We start from the raw sequence: 17775 nt of genomic DNA on the forward strand, positions 1-17775 counted from the left end.
GGCATCTCTCCTATATATATTATGGTGACTACGGTTTTTAGTCAATCATTTTTTATATCTATATCTAAAATCCAAAATCACTCAACTCCTTTAATCCTCTCAACAACAGTTCCATTCTTTTCCAAAACACTCCAGGTAAGCACCGGAACCATAGTACAAACCAGCAAACTGATTCCCACTGCAAATGAAAGTGGAAGTAATGGCACTGAAAACGCAATCCCACGATAATTCATTGATTCATAAAGAAGATACGTTGCTCCCATTCCTACTGTTAGCGTAACAAGCCATGCGCCGCCTGCATAGAGAACCCCTTCCCTGACTAGCATTCCAAGAAGCTGCTTCGGGGTCATCCCGATACTCTCCATAACCGAAAGCTCCGTCATCCGGCTCTGCACATTTACTACAAAGGTGTTCATGTAGTTCATGATTCCGATAAAAGCCAGAATCAACACAATCCCGATTCCCACTTGCGGCATATTGCCCTGTGCTTTTTCAATCTCATCTGCATCTTCGATTTTGGATTCCCAGGAAAAGTCTTTTGCATTGCCATTTTCTTCTAATAACGCCATGATTTCTTGCTCTGTATCTCTATCATATTCTTTGTGATATTTTATGCTGGTCTTTAATATAATTGGATTATTGGCAAATGTTTTCACTACCTGATCACTGGCTATAATCGTCGGTGGGTATCCAAGGAGTGCCGTATAATAATTCTCGTCCGTAACTCCTTCTATGATAAAAGTTTTTGTCGTTTGTTGATCTTCATACAAAGCACATGTCACATTTTTTCCTATTACGTCAGCATCTGCGAAATCCAAACCATTTCGATAAACAATACATGCTTTTCCCGAAAGGAAGTCCTCTTTATTGATCGGATGCTCAAGACTGTTATTTAAATAATCAAATTCCTGTTCATCAATTCCGATCAGAGAGGATCCAAAATTCTCAGGATGATTCTGATACTCGTCCTTGTCCTTACTATATGGAGTACTCATCCACTTTGCATAAAATTCTTTCATCCACATCTCAGCAAAATCCGGTTCCCATGGAACTGTAATCTCGGCAAATGTCATAGAATGTACTTCAGAGACTCCGGCATTTTCTTTGATTGACTTCACGAAAGCTTCATCCAGAATATCTCTTCTGTCTTCTGATTTTTCTTTGCATGCCGTATCATTTTTAATAACCATATCCGTATCCATATAATTTGACACTATGGTTCTTGCTGCCTGACTGTCCAGCATGGTCACAATACAAAGGTACACAGACAGACTGACTGCCAAGGACAACAATACCACCGCAGTTCTTTTCTTATCCTTTGTAAACTGCTCCATGGAAAGTCTTGCTATTACTTTCCCCTTTCCTGCTCTTCTTACTTTTACGGTTTTGTGGGTCGGACAATAACCAAGCGCTTCTATTGGAGAGATATCTGCTGCCATTTTTGCTGGTTTTCGGCTGGCCAGAAAAATAGTAACTCCAACCAGTAAGATGGTTGCCAGCAGAACTGCCGGATGAAAACGAACCATATCTGCTCCTACATAACCACTTTTGATTCCAAGTGATTTTACTACAACAGGAATCAGGAAAAAGGATACCACCCCACCTGACAGACATCCAAGTACTGTCCCTGCAGATCCGATAAGAAGCATCTGTTCCTTCATCATCCTTTTTATCTGCTTTTCCGTCATTCCAACCATCTGAAGCAGACCATAATAACGAACTTTTCCAGCTACGGAAAGATACATAATATTATAAATAAGCAGATATGCACACAAACAGGTAACTGTAATCAAGCCAATAAGGCCTGCCAATATCTGAACCGATGCGCCAAGATCTTCCATGAAGAAAAGATTCTGTTGCTTTCCAAGGTTCATACTTTCGATAAAAGCATTCTGCTCTGTTTTTGTCATTATTTTTTGCTTAAAATCCATAAAGTAACGACCGGAAGCTGCCTCAGAAAGCTTCCACCCCGATTGATCATAGAATTCTTTCGAGACATAAAACTGCTTCTTGGGTCCATATCCGTCCCAGATCCCACTGATTCGAAAAGTCCCTGTAAAGATTCCCTCATTTGTTCCATAAGACATAGCAAGGGTATCGCCTACATCAAGATCTTCGTAACCACATTCTTTTAAAGCGGATTGTGTTACCATTATCTCATCCAAAGCTGTCGGATATCTTCCTTCCAGCTTTTCTCTGACCGGCTCCATCATCTGTGTCCAATATCCATCATCTGCCCAGATCAGTCCCACATTCGGTGTGGAATCCTGATCTGTTTTTTCTACCCATCCACAGACTCCCACTGTACCTGTCAGAACGATATCCGGGTTGTTCTCACACATTTGCCTCTGTTCATCCGTCACTCCATACATGATTGCATCAAATTCTGCTCCTGACATACGGATGTTCTGAATTTTCTGAAGTCTAAAATAAGAATCTCCAACTGTGAATATTGTGAATACCAAAAAGGAAGAAAGAAGAACCGCAAGGAGCAAAGTAATGGTCTTTCTCCTGTTTACTTTTAAAGCGTTCCATGCCATCCTTTTGATCACTTTCTGATTCGGATTCTTAAGCATAGGAATCACTTCCCTTCCCGGTATCTCCTACAATCTTTCCGTCCTCAATATGTACGATACGATCTGCAAGCTGTGCAATGTCTCTGTCATGCGTGATAAGAATCAAGGTCTGGCTGAACTGTTTTGCTGCCATTTTCAAAAGTCCAAGTACATCATGGCTGGTAACCGAATCCAGATTTCCCGTCGGTTCATCTGCCAAAATAATGGCAGGCTTCGACGCAAGCGCCCTGGCAATCGCAGCCCTCTGCTGCTGTCCACCAGATAATGTCCCAGGAAGAGCTTCCCTCTTCTCTGACAGCCCTAAAAGTTCGAGTATCCCATCCACATACTCCACATCAACCTTTCTTCCATCCAGTTCCACCGGAAGAATGACATTCTCATATACATTAAGATCCGGGACAAGATTATAATTCTGAAAAATAAACCCGATCTTTCTTCTGCGGAATATGGCAAGCTGTTCTTTTTTCAGCCCCAAAAGACACTTACCCTCTATCAACACTTCCCCTTCTGTTGGCACATCCAGTCCACCCAGCATATGCAAAAGTGTACTTTTTCCGGATCCGCTTTTTCCGATAATAGCAACGAATTCCTGATCTTTCACACGAAAATCTACACCATCCAATGCCTTTACCGTATTTTCACCCATTTGATAGTATTTTTTTAAGCTTCTTGTCTCTACAATGTATTCTTTCATTGGTTTGCCTTCCTTCTTTTGATATTCTATAGAATATCTCCTAAAAATCACAAACCTGTCTCAATTTTTAATTATCACAATATTGTGACAATCCCCGATCGGTTATGTTACGATTCATTCACCTGTAAATACAAGCGAAAACACGCTCCTTTTCCCACTTCAGACTGTACTTCTATGTAGCCCTTCTGAAGTTCCATGATTGTTCTTGCAAGATATAATCCGATCCCAACCCCTGGTTTATCATGCACCTCCGGCTCACGGTAAAATCTTGTAAAAATCTCTGCCTGCCTCTCCGGGGCAATCCCTTTTCCAGTATCAGAAATGCTGATCTTTAAAAATAATTCCTGTCTTTCTGTCTGAATATGGATCTTTCCACCTGGTTCGGTATACTTGAGTGCATTATCCAGAATATTATAAATTGCTTCCTCCGTCCATTTGCTGTCATGACGAATCATCATATTTTCTTCGCAGTTCACATATAGATCAATCCCCTTCGACGCCGCCTCCGGAACCACACCGGCAACTGCGTGGCGGATTGTTTCGTATAGATTTTTGTCTTCCTTATGTATTTGCATAATTCCCGTTTCAAGCCTTGACATTTTTACCATGCTCTGCATTAAAAAATCAATTTTTTCCATCTGCCCTTTGATTTTTCCCAAAAACTCCTGACCGCTTTGCGAAAACTCCTCGTCCTCAAGAAGTTCCAGGTATAGTTTAATATTGGCAATGGGCGTCCTTGTCTGATGGGATATATCAGAAATCAATCCCTTTACTCTTTCTTTCTCACGAAAACCATCTTCTTCTTTTTTCTGAAATACGTGCCCGGCTTTCGCTAATTGTGTTCCTGTTCTTCCCCAGAGGCTATCCTCCAATTCTTCTTCCATATTCCATTCTTTTCCTGTTACGATAACATCTAAAGCATCTTCCACCTTTTCAGCAAACAACTTCGCATCTTTTTTTATCTGGTAGTTTTTCCATAACAATACCATTACTGCTGCAAATAAAATTATCATCATGATACACATCAGCCAATCCATTGATATCCCATCCCATATACATTTGAAATATACCTGTGATTCTTATCTTCAATCTTTCCCCTCAGACGATTCACATTTACTGCCAGTGTGTGCTTGTCCACAAACTGTCCTCCACTGTCCCACAACCGCTCCAATAACAGATCATAAGTCAGAAGCTGTCCTCGGTTCATAAGAAATTGACGAAGCAGACGGCACTCTGTCGGTGTGACGGGGCATTCCTGACCTTTTACCGTCACTCGTGCATGATCCAAATCTATATATAAATACTCATCTGCAAAAATCAGACGATTGACCGAAGCAGTTCTTTTTAAAATGACTTCTATTTTTCTAAGTAAAATCTTCATTGAAAATGGTTTAGTAACGTAATCTTCTGCCCCGGATTCATATCCTGTCAGAGCATCCTCCTCCATATCCCTGGCTGTCAGGTAAATGACCGGAACTTCTTTTTGCTTTTTTACCCACTGGCAAAAAGAGAAGCCCTCGCCATCTGGAAGATTCACATCCAGAAGGACCATATCTATCTGATTCTCAAAAAAAATCTGCTTCCCTTTCTCCATAAAAGTCACACCGTAAACTCCATATCCTGACTTTTTCAAAGAATAACAGATCGCCTGATTCAAATCAGAATCATCTTCTACAACTAATATATTCTGCATATCCTAATTCCTCCGATACAGATTCTCACAAAGAAATCTCTGCATAGCAATGATACCTTTCAGTATTGTACCACAAACTTTTCCTGGATATGAAAAACAAAGAAAGAATCTCAATTTTGTGATTATTCAGTGCACAAAAAAAAATATTTTATAAGTCTTTTCATATAATGAACACCTGACGGGAAACACTTCCTTTATCGAAACTACAAAGACAGTTATTACACCACAATCATGGAACAAATTGGAATTAAGTGGTCGCCACACTACAATTTCCATGATGAAAAAACACAGCATTGATGAAACTACCATCAAAAAGATTGTTGGACATTCTGGAGCTGTGACGCTTACAGAACGTGTCTACACTCATCTTGATATCCTGGTTCTGATCGATGCCATAAACAAAATTGTGGGAGAAAGAGAGAATGGAAAGGAAAAAAATAAACAGAAAAAAGCAGATACTGATAATGCAATAATTATTACTCATATCTGCTTTTCTTATCTTTATCTATTCACTTTAAATCTGGCCACATAGATGCTGTGAGTTTTGATGCATACGTGCTGCCCCATTCTGAAAAAGTCTTTTTTATTTTCTAAGGATGATTCCGCACCTTATTCGCCCCCCGGCATGTTTATATTATACCCCCACCCTAGAGCGTGTTTGAAAAAGGCTTTCTGCAAGATGTGCGTCACAATTTGTGGGAGATTTTGTCCGGATGAAGGCGCCGTAGCGGGCTACGGCAACTGAATTCGGGCAAAATATACCGCAAAGTGGGGCGTGCAGATTGCGGGAATGATTTTTCAAACAGGCTCTAGTATATGTTTCAAGTCCAGTCTTTCCGTACGCATTGTTCTATGATATAATACTTACGTTGTCCAACCGATACCCGACAACGGGAGGAGGTGAACCGCATGGATATTATAATCTCGTTTCTTGTCTCCTGTACGGCAAGCATAATTGCCTACTATGTTTGCAAATGGCTAGATGACGGCAAGTAGGACAACTCTAACCTAGTGGTTTCTTATCCACTATAATAAATAAGAAGAAAGCCCAAGAAGCTGCAACTTCGAGGGCTTTCACTCTTTTGTCCGCATGGACTTATAATCTCTTTGCCTATTGGCATTATATCATATGCATTTTTTGTTTGCAATATACTCAATATATTTTTTTAATGTGTTTCTACTTATATTATATTTATTCATTAAATCTATTTGTTTTATGCTACGATCTGTAAGAAACTTTTTAATATCTTTTTCTAATTCTGGCGACATTTTGTCAAGTTGCCCCTGTTTACGTCCAGACTTCTTGGTACTAGCTGCAATTCCATCTTTTATACCTTTCACTGTGATTTCTCTTTCCTGTTCTGCCCGATCAAGTTCAACAAGAATCAACAGTTCTCAAAGGGTGTCCCACTACGGGTACCCTTTTTCTTTTTGTCCTCTGTCCCGATCTGATTTTAGCCCCCTAAATCTTCACGGTTGCCCCACAGAAAACTCTAATATGAGATTGTCCGCATTTTATCAGTATTTTCCAAATCTGTCAAGCGAATTTGTATGCTACGTGTGTGCTACACGTATGTGCTACGCTTCAAAATTGACCACTTTTTTAGAAAATTTTCAGAATCCAAAACATAAGAAAAACCCCGGAAAATCAAGGTTTTCCGAGGTTTTAATAGTTTTCTGCATTCGATTGAAATTATCGCTTGCTGAACTGCGGAGCGCGACGAGCTGCTTTGAGACCGTACTTCTTACGCTCTTTCATACGAGGATCACGAGTAAGGAATCCAGCTGCTTTAAGAACTGGTCTATACTCTTTGTCTGCCTCAAGGAGTGCTCTGGAGATACCATGTCTGATAGCACCAGCCTGTCCTGTGTATCCGCCACCGTGTACGTTTACAAGTACGTCAAATTTTCCTTCTGTCTCGGTAGCAGCCAGTGGCTGACGAACGATAACTTTAAGTGTGTCTAATCCAAAATACTCATCAATGTCTCTTTTATTGATAGTGATTTTACCAGTACCTGGGGTAAGGTAAACTCTTGCTACTGATTTTTTTCTTCTTCCTGTTCCGTAGAATTTTGCGCTAGCCAATGTTTTCTACCTCCTAATTAAAATGTTAAAACTTCCGGTTTCTGAGCCGCATGTTTGTGTTCAGGTCCGGCATAAACGAAAAGTTTTGTGTACATTTCTCTTCCTAATGGTCCTTTTGGAAGCATACCTTTAACTGCCAGCTCAACAACTTTCTCAGGTTTCTTAGCCATCATCTCTTTTAATGTAGTCTCTTTCATTCCACCTACATAATCAGAGTGATTGTAGTAGATCTTCTGATCCATTTTCTTTCCTGTAACTTTGATCTTATCAGCGTTGACAACGATTACATAATCACCTGTGTCAACGTGTGGTGTAAACTGAGGTTTGTTCTTTCCTCTTAAAACGCTTGCTACGCCAGAAGCCAGACGGCCAAGGGTGCAGCCTTCAGCGTCAACTACATACCATTTTCTCTCGATTTTATCTGGATTAGCCATATAAGTCTGCATGGTTTTACCTCCTGTTATTTATCAACGATTGTTTGTATAAATGCGAATTCTCGCATATGTTAGTAATATGGAAACGATGGTGCAATTACTGCGGAAATGTCCGAAACCGCTGATAAATACCGTCGCCGGGGCTATTGGCTAAAGTATCTCGCACTACGTCACATTGAGTTATTATATTATAAGCCTCCGTTTCTGTCAACCACTTTTTCCCCATATTTCCATCTTTTTTTCAAAAAGTTTTCCACATTCTTCCTGGATTGCTGATCAGTTTTTCCACAAAGCCAGCTTGCTGTCTCCACCCTATACACGCCTATCCACAACAGGTAGCTTTTGGAACAACGATTTATAAAGTTACTGTTCACTCCGTTCACAGTAACTTTATACACACTTTAATCAGACATTTTATAAATTTTCTCTGGTATTTTTCTCCGCAATGTGCTACATTAGAAAGAATGTATCCACCGGATACACAGTAACTATTTTATTTTTTCAGGTAACGATTCAGCAAGTACTATTCCGCGAGACATTTTCACTATGAAAGCCCCTGACGGCAGCTGTGGAAGTGCCGCAGGAAGTTTCGCCTTTCTGTGCATCACAAAGCGCGTAACTGTAAGAGAACTGAACAGTTCCTTTATTTGAGGTGAAGTTTTTATGATAACATTTTTATCCCGTTTTTTCATCAAAGATTACAAAGACTACAGCTCCCCCCAGGTTCGCCAGTCTTATGGCATGCTCTGCGGAGCTGTGGGAATTGCCTTGAACATTTTTCTTTTTATAGGAAAATGGCTTGCCGGAATCCTAAGCGGCTCTATTGCCATCACGGCGGATGCCTTCAACAACTTATCGGATGCAGGCTCCTCTGTGATCACTCTGGTGGGCTTCAAGCTCTCCGGACAAAAACCGGATACAGAGCATCCCTTTGGACATGGACGCATGGAATATATCTCCGGACTTCTTGTCTCAGTTGCGATTCTGATCATGGGCTTCGAGCTGATCCGCTCCTCCATTGACAAGATCCGCACCCCGGAGCCCATTGAATGCAGCCCAGTTATTATTGCTGTCCTTATTGCATCTATTCTGGTAAAAATATATATGTACTACTATAACCGCACTATCGGTCACAAAATCGACAGTACTGCCATGCAGGCTACAGCTGGAGACAGTTTAAGTGACACAGTTTCCACCAGTCTAGTTCTTCTGGCAACTATCATCAGTCAGCTTACCGGATTGGTGCTGGACGGATGGTTCGGTGTCCTGGTGGGCATTTTTATCTTCTATACCGGAACCACTACAATGAAGGATACCATTGATCCCCTTCTCGGACAAGCCCCGGAGAAAAATTTAGTAGAGGAAATCGAAGAGATCGTTCTTGCCCATCCCCTTGTCCACGGCATGCATGACCTGATTGTCCATGACTACGGTCCAGGCAGACTAATTCTTTCCCTCCACGCTGAGGTTCCCGCCCACGGAGATCTGCTGATTATCCACGATGAGATTGACAACATTGAGCATGAGCTTCAGGACAAACTGAATTGTTCTGCCACCATCCACATTGATCCCATTGTCACAGACAACAAGGAGGTCAATGAAATACGCAGCCAGATTGAAGAAATCACCCGCAATCTGGACCGTCGTCTTTCCATTCACGATTTTCGCATAGTAGAAGGTCCTACCCACACAAACCTGATCTTCGACATAGCGGTTCCTTTCGAATGCAAACTCACCAACGTGGAGATCACAAATCTCCTCAAAGAACGCATCCGCAATATGGATGATGGCAACTATTGTGCCGTGATTCAAATCGACAGAGTATATTCATAAAAAAGTTCTTTTCCCCATACAAAAAGACTAGAGCGTGTTTGAAAAAGGCTTTCTGCAAGACGTGCGTCACAATTTGTGGGAGATTTTGTCCGGATGAGGGCGCCGTAGCGGGCTACGGCAACCGAATTCGGGCAAAATATACCGCAAAGTGGGGCGTGCAGATTGCGGGAATGATTTTTCAAACACGCTCTGGTTCTTCATGTAGCTGCATGAAGGACCAGTCTTTTTGTTATTTCGTCCGCACTGCGTCCGCTTTGAAGCACCTTTCCTTATCGAATATTCAAATAGACATCCTCTCTCGTATGAAATCCCCCGTCAATAATCACCTTATCCATATTTTCCGCCGTCACCGCAATTGGATCGATTTTATAATAAGGAATGTCATATGTCCCATCATTGAAGGTTTCTACTGCCTTGTATTCCCCTTCTCCGGAAGTAATATCCTCTCCTTTGCCAAGCGCCACTGCGAACTCGGCCGCCGTATTCGCTTCCTGTTCAATAGGCTTATAGACGGTCATTTCCTGTGTACCTTCCACAATCCTCTGACAAGCTGCCAGATCCGCATCCTGGGCCACCACAGCAACCTTCCCTGCCAGCCGGTTCTCCGACAATACCTTCACTGCCTGACTTGCCAGATCATCATTTCCGCACATCACTCCTACAATATCTTTTGTAACTTCCAACCCCTGAGTCACATAATTTCCGGCCAGCTCTGCCATCCAGTTATCGCAATATTCCGTATAAACCACATTCAGATCACTGCCTTCAATGGCTTTATTGAACCCCCTCACAACTTCATCCACATTTCTGTCTGTAGGAGATCCATTGATGGCAAAAATATTTCCTCCCTCCGGACAAGCCTGGATCAGCGCCTCTCCCATAAGGGTTCCAACCTTTTCATTATCAATGGTAATATACAGATCTGCATTAACATTTTCCACAATGCGGTCATAGCAGATTATATAAATCCCCATTTCCCGGGCTTCCTTCAGCACATCATACAAAGCATTTCCATCAATAGGGATCACCACGATCACATCCATCTTTTTCTTAATGAAATACTCTATCTGGGAAATCTGCTCTTCCACAACGCCTCCGGCTACCTGCACATTCACTTCTGCCCCAAGGCTCTGGGCAGTAGAAACAAACATATCCCGATCCCGCAGCCATCTCTCAATTACAAAAGAGTCAAAGCTAAGCCCGATCTGCAGCTTATCTTCCTCTTTTGCTTCTTCCTTCTGCGACTCCTGAGGCTTACCTCCGCAACCTGCTGCCAATGCAGCTGCCAGGAGCAAAGCCAACGACAAGATCAGCCAACGACACTTTCTCATTTTCCATACCTCGCTTTATACTCACTTGGAGTCATATCCATCTGCTTCTTAAAAATCCTGCTGAAATAATTGGGATCCGAATAGCCGCTCTGAATTCCCGCTTCCTTTACGCTCACATTTGCATCTACCAGAAGCTCTTTGGCTTTATCGATCCGGACTCTGGTCAGATACTCAATAAAATTCTCTCCAGTCTCCTCCTTAAAAATCTTGCTGAAATAATAAGGACTGATATTCACCTGACTGGACACATCATCCAGAGAAATATCCCTGCTGTAATTTTCCTGAATATAAAGCATGGCCTTCTTTACCGCGGAATTAGACTGATCTTCCTTCTGATCCCGGATTGCCCGGCATACATTTACCATCTTTTCCTGAAACCATTTACGAAGATCCTCATAGGTAGAAAGCGACATTGCAGTATCCAAATAGTCCCTGCGGTAACTAAATCCATAATTGATCGCGCCGCTTTCAAAAGCAATCTTCTCACCCCAGATAATAAACTCCAGTATTTTCAGGCGGATATTATTCATATCCTGTGAATAATGCTCTACCATCCAGTCACAGAAGAAGTTCACCTCCTGGAGCATCCCCTCCTCATTTCCCTCCTCAAGACAGCGGAACATCCTCTTCTCATCATTGCCGGGAAAAGCCTCGTCATAGACACCATTCTGGGAAAGATCCTCTATATGGATTACCCTGCCCAGGCTTCCGTTTAATGCCCGGAGTGCTTCGCGGTAAGATCTCTCAAGCTCTTCCATTTCCCATACTCTTCCAATTCCCACACGGAATTTTGCATCCAGTCTGCCCTCCAGCCTTGCCACCAGCTCTCTTGCCTTTTCCACCAGATCAATACGGTCTTCATAAGGATTCTGGAAAATTTCACAAGGCACTACCACAGGGATACGGTTGGACATAATATTTCCAACCACACAGGGAAAAGCAGACTTCACCACATCCCGGAATTCCGGATAAAAGCTTTGCGCCTTCACATTCATTCCAACCGGGCTTACCAGTCTTCCATTTTCATAGCTTTGTCCAAACTGCACCACCATAACATAACCCTGGCCATATTCAATATCCAGAAGCTGCTGGTAATAACCTGCTGCTGCCATCTCCTTCTGGAAAAGAAGAGAATTCACATAACCAGATTCCACAACCGGGATAACTGTCTCTAGCTTTTCCTGGATTTTCAACAGATTACTTCTCTGATCACGAACCTTATCCACCTTTGCTGTCGCTTCTTCCACCACAGAAATAATCTTACTTTTCGAAATCGGTTTCGTAAGATACTGTTCCACACCAAGATTGATGGCTTCTTTGGCGTAATCAAATTTGTCATATGCAGAAACTACATAAAACAAGGCGGAATTGTTGAACTTCCGGATTTCCCGCATAGCCTGGATTCCATTAATTCCAGGCATGTGAATATCCATAAACACAATATCCGGGTGAAAGGTCTCCGCCTTCTCGATTACCGCCCTTCCTGTTTTCGCAGTTTCCACACTGCATTTATCTCCGAATTCAGCCAGAATCACTCCTTTAAAAGCCTCCAGCATAAGTCCTTCATCATCTGCTATCAGAATACGGTACATTTTTTTGCTCCCCTTTATTCAGCCTCTGTCACTGCTCATTGCAGCATACTCCATGCTATCACTTTTTACTCATTCACTGGTACCTTCAACCTCCACCGGTAAGGTGATATGCACACTGGTTCCAAGTCCAAGGCCCTCACTTTCTATGGTAAGAAGATCTTTTTGTTTATAATACAATTCCAATCTGTCAATTACATTTCCTACTGCTATGCCTGTAGAATAACGGTTCTCTCCATTATTTCGTGCTTTCCCTGCCATAACGGACTGAATCATCTCCTGTGTCATTCCGGCGCCATTATCACTGACTGTGATTTCCAGGTCATCCCCATCCTTGTGAATGGACATTCTGATTTTCCCAGTTTCCATACAGTCGTGAATTCCATGCTGCACGGCATTTTCCACCAGAGGCTGCAAAATCATACTTGGAATCCTGAAATTCCCGATTCCCTCATCCACATCTTTTTCATAATTGATATCTCCGGCAAATCGGACATTTAAAATATAAATATAATTGTCAACTGCATCCACCTCTTCCCAGAGAAGAGCATCATCCTCCATTTTCCGTACATTATATCGGAAAAAGTCTGCCATCTTTTCCAGAAAAACACCGGTACGCTCTGCATCCTCCAGCATGGCAAGCTGGGCCCCGGCATTCAGACAGTTAAACAGGAAATGAGGATTGATCTGAGCCTGAAGATATTTCAGCTGTGCTTCTTTCAGATGGGTCTCCATAAGAAGCTCCCTCTCCTTCATCTGCGCCTGCTTCTCTATACTTTCACGCTGTTGTTTAATATGAATGCGTATGCTGTCCAACATCTGATTAAAGCTCCGGGTTACCACGCCAACCTCATCCTCGCAAACAACAGGCAGAATTGGCACATTCAGATTTCCCATGGCAACCTCATGCGCAGTACTGGAAAGCTGGGTCAGCGGCCGGATCATGGATTGCACAAACAGAATGATAATGGCCACACCTACTGCCGCCACAATGAAAATAACCACCAACGCCAGCCGATACAGTACATCCATAGAAGAAAGCAGGAGCTGGTAATTGGAGGAATTCATCCGGAAACGCAGATTATTCAGCTTGTAAATATAAGAATTGATATATTCATAAAGCTGCAGTTCTTTTTCATAAGAAGCCTTGTACTTCTCAATATTTCTGCCTCGCTTGGCTTGAACAGTCTCGCTGGTCTGATTCAGATAGCTTTCTGACATTCTGCGTATATTTTTTTCCAGCATTTTTACTTCATTATCCACATTCCGGTCATTCAGCTTATCCAGAAGCTCCCGGTAATCCTGCTCATAGCGATAGTAATTTTCCAGAGCCTTGGTTCCCTTTATATTCAGATATTCATAAACCGTTCCTTCCAGATTGTTTAAGGTGTCCGAGAGATCATTAATTGCTGCATTGCTGGAAAAAACAGCATCAATCCGGTCTACACCGGTATGGATCTGTTCAAAGATAAAAAAATTGATGCATACTACAAACACCATGACAAGGGCCATAACAAAGCTTAATCTTGTCTGTATGGAATTCTGGACGGAAAGGCTTCCTTTTCTCTCTCTCATTTAATTCCCCTCCGTTCTGTAAGCACCAACATTGCTTCTGGTGATCACATGCTGACCCACACTGTAATAATTGCTGGTATGTCCCAGGGAGGAAAACTCTTCCAGGGCATTCACGCTGTATCTTCCGATTTCATCCATATCCAGAGCGATAGCTGAAGAAATAATCCCTTTGCTGATACCATCCAGAATTACATCGGAATAATAAAAACCAACTACATCCACATTTCCAACCTGGTTATAGTCAACCAGAGCCTGGTAAACGCACTCTGTCACAACCTCGTCCATGCACACCAGCACATCTGGCAGGTTCTCCTCGCTTACAAAAATATCCCGGACAAATTCCTCTGTATCAAAGCCAGAGCTGCTGTCAATGTTGTATTCTGAAATCGTTACGGTCTGATAATCCTTCTTTTTTTCCTCCAGTTCTTTTTTAATCTGGTAATAGATCAGATTGGTCTCCTGGGTCTTGGACTGGGAATTTGACAAAAGAAGGACCTGCGTATTCTCATGTTCCTTTAAAAGTCCAAGAATCTGTTCCGTGTAAGCATTTCCCAGCTGATAACTATTCAGTCCAACAAAGCTGATTCTGGCACTGGAGGAATCATCTGTCAGCACCGTAACTACCGGAATATCCGCATCTGAGGCCTCCTGGATCAGTTCCTGCTCTTCATCGCTTCCATCAGCTTCCAGAATGATCCCGTCCACCTGGGAGGCAATTCCAATACGCAGATAATCCGCCTGACTATAATTGGAATCGTGCCCGGGCTCGATCAATTCCAGATAAGCATCTGCATCCTTTGCCGCCTGGCTGGCGCTTTCATAGATGGAATCCCACATCAGGGTATTTTCCGCTCCTGCTATCATCAGATAATGTTTTTCGTAACTGGATGCACCCTCGCCTTCACCAAGATCCACCTGATCCAGTTTTTTCTGGAAATAAATCCAGATTCCAGAGAGAAATAACATACAGCCTACTATAATAAAAAAAACAGTCAATGTGGATTTTTTCATAATTAATAAGTTCCTTTATTGCCCGCGCTTTTGCCTGTAGGCAAACCGCCATTTTATAAATATGATTTCAAATATCTACAGTTTACCATATTTGCATGCTATATGCAAAAGAAGCCATTGCATTTCTGCAACAGCTCCTTTCTAATTACTTTTTACTGCACTCTCAGCAGTTTTTTTGCAATTATTTAGTTGGATTTTCTGTTAGAGATAACATCAAATACAACTGCGATCAGAAGTACAGCACCTTTTACAACATACTGCCAGGAATCACCGATACCCATGATTGACATACCCATGTTGATAACACCAAGGAGAAGAGCACCGATTACAACACCACCTACAGTACCACTTCCACCGTATGCAGAAGCACCACCGATGAAACAGGAACCGATTGCATCCATCTCGAAGGATGTACCTGTACTACCATTTACAGAACCTACACGTGCTGCGCAGAGAAGACCTGCAAGGCCAGCAAGTAAGCCCATGTTTGTATATGCAATGAAATAAACCTTATTTGTATCGATACCGGAAAGCTGTGTTGCTTTCTCGTTACCGCCGATTGCGTAGAAGTAACGTCCAAACGCTGTCTTGGATGTGATGAAGTTGTAGATCATGCAGATTGCAACTACCCATACAAGCATTACGGAAATACCTTTATACTGATATAATTTGTAGCAATACCACAGAATAACAACTGCAATCACGGCTGCTCTGCTGTAATCAGAAGCTGCTGTATTCTGGCGATAACCTTTTTTCGCTTTGTTTGCTCTGGAACGCATGGTAGAGAAAATAATATAGCATGCGATCAGAACACCAACGATCAGTGCAGAATATTTCTTTCCATCATCAAGTCCCGGAATGTTAATGTAGGATGTAAATACATTCAGGAAAGATTTGTTCTGGATAGATACTGTCTTATTATCCAGTACCAGACGTCCAAATCCACGGAAAATGAACATGCCGGCAAGTGTTGTGATAAATGGAGGAATTCTCTTATAACCAATCCAGTAGCCCTGCCATACACCAACCAGAAGGCCGATTACCAGGCAAAGGAGAATGGTGATAAATGGATTGAAGCCCTTGCTGCCGATCAGGACAGCTGCAACACCACCAACGAAGCAGATAACAGATCCAACAGAAAGATCGATGTTACCACCAGTTAAGATACAGAGTAACATACCACATGCAAGAACCAGTACGTATCCGTTCTGGAGCATAAGGTTTGACATGTTCTGTGCGAAAAGAAGTCGTCCATCAGTCAGAGCACAGAACAGGATAAATACGATTACAAGTGCAATAACCATCGTATATTTTCTTAAAAAGTCTTTTATTTTTGCATTCATTTTGTTTTCCCCCTTCATTATTTCTTCTGATTCTGCATGATATGTGCCATGATGCCTTCCTGGGTAGCTTCTTTCGCATCCAGTTCTCCGGCCATTTTACCTTCATTCATGATATAAATCCGGTCGCACATACCAAGGATTTCAGGCATTTCTGAGGAAATCATGATTACAGATTTTCCCTGTTCCACCATCTGATTGATCAGACAGTAAATATCATATTTTGCACCTACGTCGATACCACGGGTAGGCTCATCCAGAATCAAAATATCTGGTTCTGTGAACATCCACTTTCCAAGAAGGGCTTTCTGCTGGTTACCACCAGACAGGTTACCAATACGCTGCTCATTGGAAGGTGTTTTCGTTCCCATTTCTTTTGTCATCTGCTCCGCCAGCTGTACCTCAAGGTCCGTGTTGATAATTCCATTATCACAGACTTTGTTCAGACGGGCAAGAGTTGTATTGAAACGAATGGACTCATCAAGGATCAGTCCGTTTGTCTTACGGTCCTCAGTTACATATGCAAGACCATGCTGGATGGCTGCACGAGGATCTTTCAAATCTACTTTTTCACCCTTTATGTACAATTCTCCGGAAATTGCACTTCCATAGCTCTTACCGAAGATGGACATTGCCAGCTCTGTACGGCCTGCACCCTGCAGTCCTGAGAAACCAACAACCTCACCTTTATGTACTTTAAAGGAAATATTGTCGTCTACTATTTTTTCCGGATACAGAGGATGATGAACCGTCCAGTTCTTTACCTCCAGCATCACTTCTTTACTTACATTGTGCTCACGTTTCGGATAACGATCTTCCATAGGACGTCCAACCATTCCTTTGATGATCCTGTCCTCGCTTAAGTCATCCACGCCTTTTGTAAGTGTCTCGATTGTGCTTCCGTCTCGAAGAATGGTACAACGGTCTGCACAGTAAATGATCTCATTCAGTTTGTGTGTGATAATAATAGATGTCAGCCCCTGTTTCTTAAATTCCATAAGCAGGTCCAGAAGCATCTTTGCATCTTCATCATTCAGGGATGAAGTCGGCTCATCCAGGATGAGCAGTTTAACATCTTTTGAAAAAGCTTTCGCAATTTCTACCAGCTGCTGTTTGCCGGTTCCGATATCTTTGATCAGGGTCTGGGCAGATTCATGAAGACCTACCTGAGCCATATGTTTCTCAGCCTCGCTGTATGTTTTATCCCAGTCGATGGCTCCTCTTTTATTTTTGATCTCGTTTCCGAGAAACATGTTTTCACCGATGGAAAGCAGTGGGATCAATGCAAGCTCCTGGTGAATAATAACGATACCTTTTGCCTCGCTGTCATTAAGCTTTTTAAACTTACACTCTTCACCCTCGTAGGTAACCGTTCCAGTATAGCTGCCGTATGGATACTGACCACTTAATACGTTCATCAATGTGGACTTTCCCGCACCGTTCTCACCGATCAGCGCATGAATCTCGCCACGCTGAACTTCAAGGTTAACGTTATCCAAAGCTTTGACACCGGGGAATTCCTTCGTAATGTGTTCCATTACTAAAATATTGTCAGCCAAAATGGCGCCCCCTTTCCCATAAAACAGGCGGGGCTTTTCACCCCGCCCACATTT

The 17775-nt window shown here is 42.4% G+C and carries 16 protein-coding genes and 2 pseudogenes; 3 read left to right on the plus strand and 15 right to left on the minus strand.

The features are described from left to right. Window positions 1-77: 77 nt before the first annotated feature. The 4 genes from PGQ38_RS07890 to PGQ38_RS07905 form a co-directional block, all read right to left on the minus strand. A complete protein-coding gene (locus PGQ38_RS07890) occupies window positions 78-2576 on the minus strand; it encodes an ABC transporter permease (protein WP_270431222.1) in 2499 nt (832 codons plus the stop codon). After that, window positions 2569-3270 carry an ABC transporter ATP-binding protein gene (locus PGQ38_RS07895; RefSeq protein ID WP_173719586.1) on the minus strand — a complete coding sequence of 234 codons (702 nt, stop codon included), beginning with the start codon at window positions 3268-3270 and terminating at the stop codon, window positions 2569-2571. Before PGQ38_RS07895 ends, PGQ38_RS07890 begins: the two co-directional genes overlap by 8 nt. Window positions 3271-3377: 107 nt before the next feature. After that, a complete protein-coding gene (locus PGQ38_RS07900) occupies window positions 3378-4307 on the minus strand; it encodes a sensor histidine kinase (RefSeq protein WP_173719587.1) in 930 nt (309 codons plus the stop codon). Next, the gene (locus PGQ38_RS07905) at window positions 4295-4963 is read right to left on the minus strand and encodes a response regulator transcription factor (RefSeq protein WP_173719588.1); all 669 of its coding nucleotides are present in this window, start codon (window positions 4961-4963) and stop codon (window positions 4295-4297) included. Before PGQ38_RS07905 ends, PGQ38_RS07900 begins: the two co-directional genes overlap by 13 nt. A 241-nt stretch (window positions 4964-5204) precedes the next feature. On the opposite strand from PGQ38_RS07905, the gene PGQ38_RS07910 reads away from it, so the two are divergent. Beyond that, complete coding sequence (locus tag PGQ38_RS07910; protein WP_195391694.1) at window positions 5205-5495, plus strand: P-loop NTPase family protein; 291 nt, start codon at window positions 5205-5207, stop codon at window positions 5493-5495. 102 nt (window positions 5496-5597) lie between these two features. Here the strand turns inward: PGQ38_RS07910 and PGQ38_RS19830 are convergent. Beyond that, window positions 5598-5705 (minus strand): annotated as a pseudogene (locus PGQ38_RS19830) (DUF6783 domain-containing protein); the annotation flags it as partial. On the opposite strand from PGQ38_RS19830, the pseudogene PGQ38_RS19835 reads away from it, so the two are divergent. Further along, a pseudogene (locus PGQ38_RS19835) lies at window positions 5655-5819 on the plus strand (DUF6783 domain-containing protein). The pseudogenes PGQ38_RS19830 and PGQ38_RS19835 overlap by 51 nt on opposite strands. A 269-nt stretch (window positions 5820-6088) precedes the next feature. Here PGQ38_RS19835 and PGQ38_RS07915 read toward each other — a convergent pair. The 3 genes from PGQ38_RS07915 to rplM form a co-directional block, all read right to left on the minus strand. Then, on the minus strand, window positions 6089-6352 hold the full coding sequence (locus PGQ38_RS07915; RefSeq protein ID WP_173717171.1) for a recombinase family protein: 264 nt from the start codon (window positions 6350-6352) through the stop codon (window positions 6089-6091). Window positions 6353-6656: 304 nt separating this feature from the next. Continuing rightward, the gene (gene rpsI / locus PGQ38_RS07920) at window positions 6657-7049 is read right to left on the minus strand and encodes a 30S ribosomal protein S9 (protein WP_118580486.1); all 393 of its coding nucleotides are present in this window, start codon (window positions 7047-7049) and stop codon (window positions 6657-6659) included. Between the two features lie 17 nt (window positions 7050-7066). Beyond that, window positions 7067-7495 (minus strand): 50S ribosomal protein L13, encoded by a 429-nt coding sequence (rplM, locus tag PGQ38_RS07925; RefSeq protein WP_117853326.1) that lies wholly within the window; start codon window positions 7493-7495, stop codon window positions 7067-7069. Window positions 7496-8146: 651 nt separating this feature from the next. On the opposite strand from rplM, the gene PGQ38_RS07930 reads away from it, so the two are divergent. Beyond that, window positions 8147-9316 (plus strand): cation diffusion facilitator family transporter, encoded by a 1170-nt coding sequence (locus PGQ38_RS07930; protein ID WP_173719576.1) that lies wholly within the window; start codon window positions 8147-8149, stop codon window positions 9314-9316. Here PGQ38_RS07930 and PGQ38_RS19840 read toward each other — a convergent pair. From PGQ38_RS19840 to PGQ38_RS07960, 7 genes are all read right to left on the minus strand, one after another. Then, on the minus strand, window positions 9292-9498 hold the full coding sequence (locus PGQ38_RS19840; RefSeq protein ID WP_334304069.1) for a DUF6783 domain-containing protein: 207 nt from the start codon (window positions 9496-9498) through the stop codon (window positions 9292-9294). The two genes, PGQ38_RS07930 and PGQ38_RS19840, sit on opposite strands and share 25 nt — an antisense overlap. An 87-nt stretch (window positions 9499-9585) precedes the next feature. Further along, window positions 9586-10647, minus strand: a complete 1062-nt coding sequence (locus PGQ38_RS07935) for a sugar ABC transporter substrate-binding protein (RefSeq protein WP_204453996.1) — start codon at window positions 10645-10647, stop codon at window positions 9586-9588. Beyond that, complete coding sequence (locus tag PGQ38_RS07940; RefSeq protein WP_148461691.1) at window positions 10644-12239, minus strand: response regulator; 1596 nt, start codon at window positions 12237-12239, stop codon at window positions 10644-10646. Before PGQ38_RS07940 ends, PGQ38_RS07935 begins: the two co-directional genes overlap by 4 nt. A gap of 69 nt (window positions 12240-12308) precedes the next feature. Further along, the gene (locus PGQ38_RS07945) at window positions 12309-13811 is read right to left on the minus strand and encodes a sensor histidine kinase (protein ID WP_204453994.1); all 1503 of its coding nucleotides are present in this window, start codon (window positions 13809-13811) and stop codon (window positions 12309-12311) included. Further along, window positions 13812-14822 (minus strand): sugar ABC transporter substrate-binding protein, encoded by a 1011-nt coding sequence (locus PGQ38_RS07950; protein ID WP_204453992.1) that lies wholly within the window; start codon window positions 14820-14822, stop codon window positions 13812-13814. It abuts the gene before it with no gap. Window positions 14823-15007: 185 nt separating this feature from the next. Continuing rightward, window positions 15008-16165, minus strand: coding sequence for an ABC transporter permease subunit (locus PGQ38_RS07955; protein ID WP_148461694.1), 1158 nt, complete (start codon window positions 16163-16165; stop codon window positions 15008-15010). A gap of 17 nt (window positions 16166-16182) precedes the next feature. Next, a complete protein-coding gene (locus tag PGQ38_RS07960; protein WP_173771707.1) occupies window positions 16183-17721 on the minus strand; it encodes a sugar ABC transporter ATP-binding protein in 1539 nt (512 codons plus the stop codon). Window positions 17722-17775: the final 54 nt, after the last annotated feature.

This window comes from Blautia faecis (assembly GCF_027662325.1).
Classification (GTDB): domain Bacteria; phylum Bacillota; class Clostridia; order Lachnospirales; family Lachnospiraceae; genus Blautia_A; species Blautia_A faecis.

Excerpts from the sequence above, each read along its gene's own strand:
- PGQ38_RS07950 (WP_204453992.1), bottom strand. The coding sequence starts at position 14,822 with ATGAAAAAATCCACATTGACTGTTTTTTTTATTATAGTAGGCTGTATG.
- PGQ38_RS07890 (WP_270431222.1), bottom strand. The coding sequence starts at position 2,576 with ATGCTTAAGAATCCGAATCAGAAAGTGATCAAAAGGATGGCATGGAAC.
- PGQ38_RS07935 (WP_204453996.1), bottom strand. The coding sequence starts at position 10,647 with ATGAGAAAGTGTCGTTGGCTGATCTTGTCGTTGGCTTTGCTCCTGGCA.
- PGQ38_RS07940 (WP_148461691.1), bottom strand. The coding sequence starts at position 12,239 with ATGTACCGTATTCTGATAGCAGATGATGAAGGACTTATGCTGGAGGCT.
- PGQ38_RS07905 (WP_173719588.1), bottom strand. The coding sequence starts at position 4,963 with ATGCAGAATATATTAGTTGTAGAAGATGATTCTGATTTGAATCAGGCG.
- rplM (WP_117853326.1), bottom strand. The coding sequence starts at position 7,495 with ATGCAGACTTATATGGCTAATCCAGATAAAATCGAGAGAAAATGGTAT.
- PGQ38_RS07930 (WP_173719576.1), top strand. The coding sequence starts at position 8,147 with ATGATAACATTTTTATCCCGTTTTTTCATCAAAGATTACAAAGACTAC.
- PGQ38_RS07945 (WP_204453994.1), bottom strand. The coding sequence starts at position 13,811 with ATGAGAGAGAGAAAAGGAAGCCTTTCCGTCCAGAATTCCATACAGACA.
- PGQ38_RS07895 (WP_173719586.1), bottom strand. The coding sequence starts at position 3,270 with ATGAAAGAATACATTGTAGAGACAAGAAGCTTAAAAAAATACTATCAA.
- PGQ38_RS07955 (WP_148461694.1), bottom strand. The coding sequence starts at position 16,165 with ATGAATGCAAAAATAAAAGACTTTTTAAGAAAATATACGATGGTTATT.
- PGQ38_RS07900 (WP_173719587.1), bottom strand. The coding sequence starts at position 4,307 with ATGGATTGGCTGATGTGTATCATGATGATAATTTTATTTGCAGCAGTA.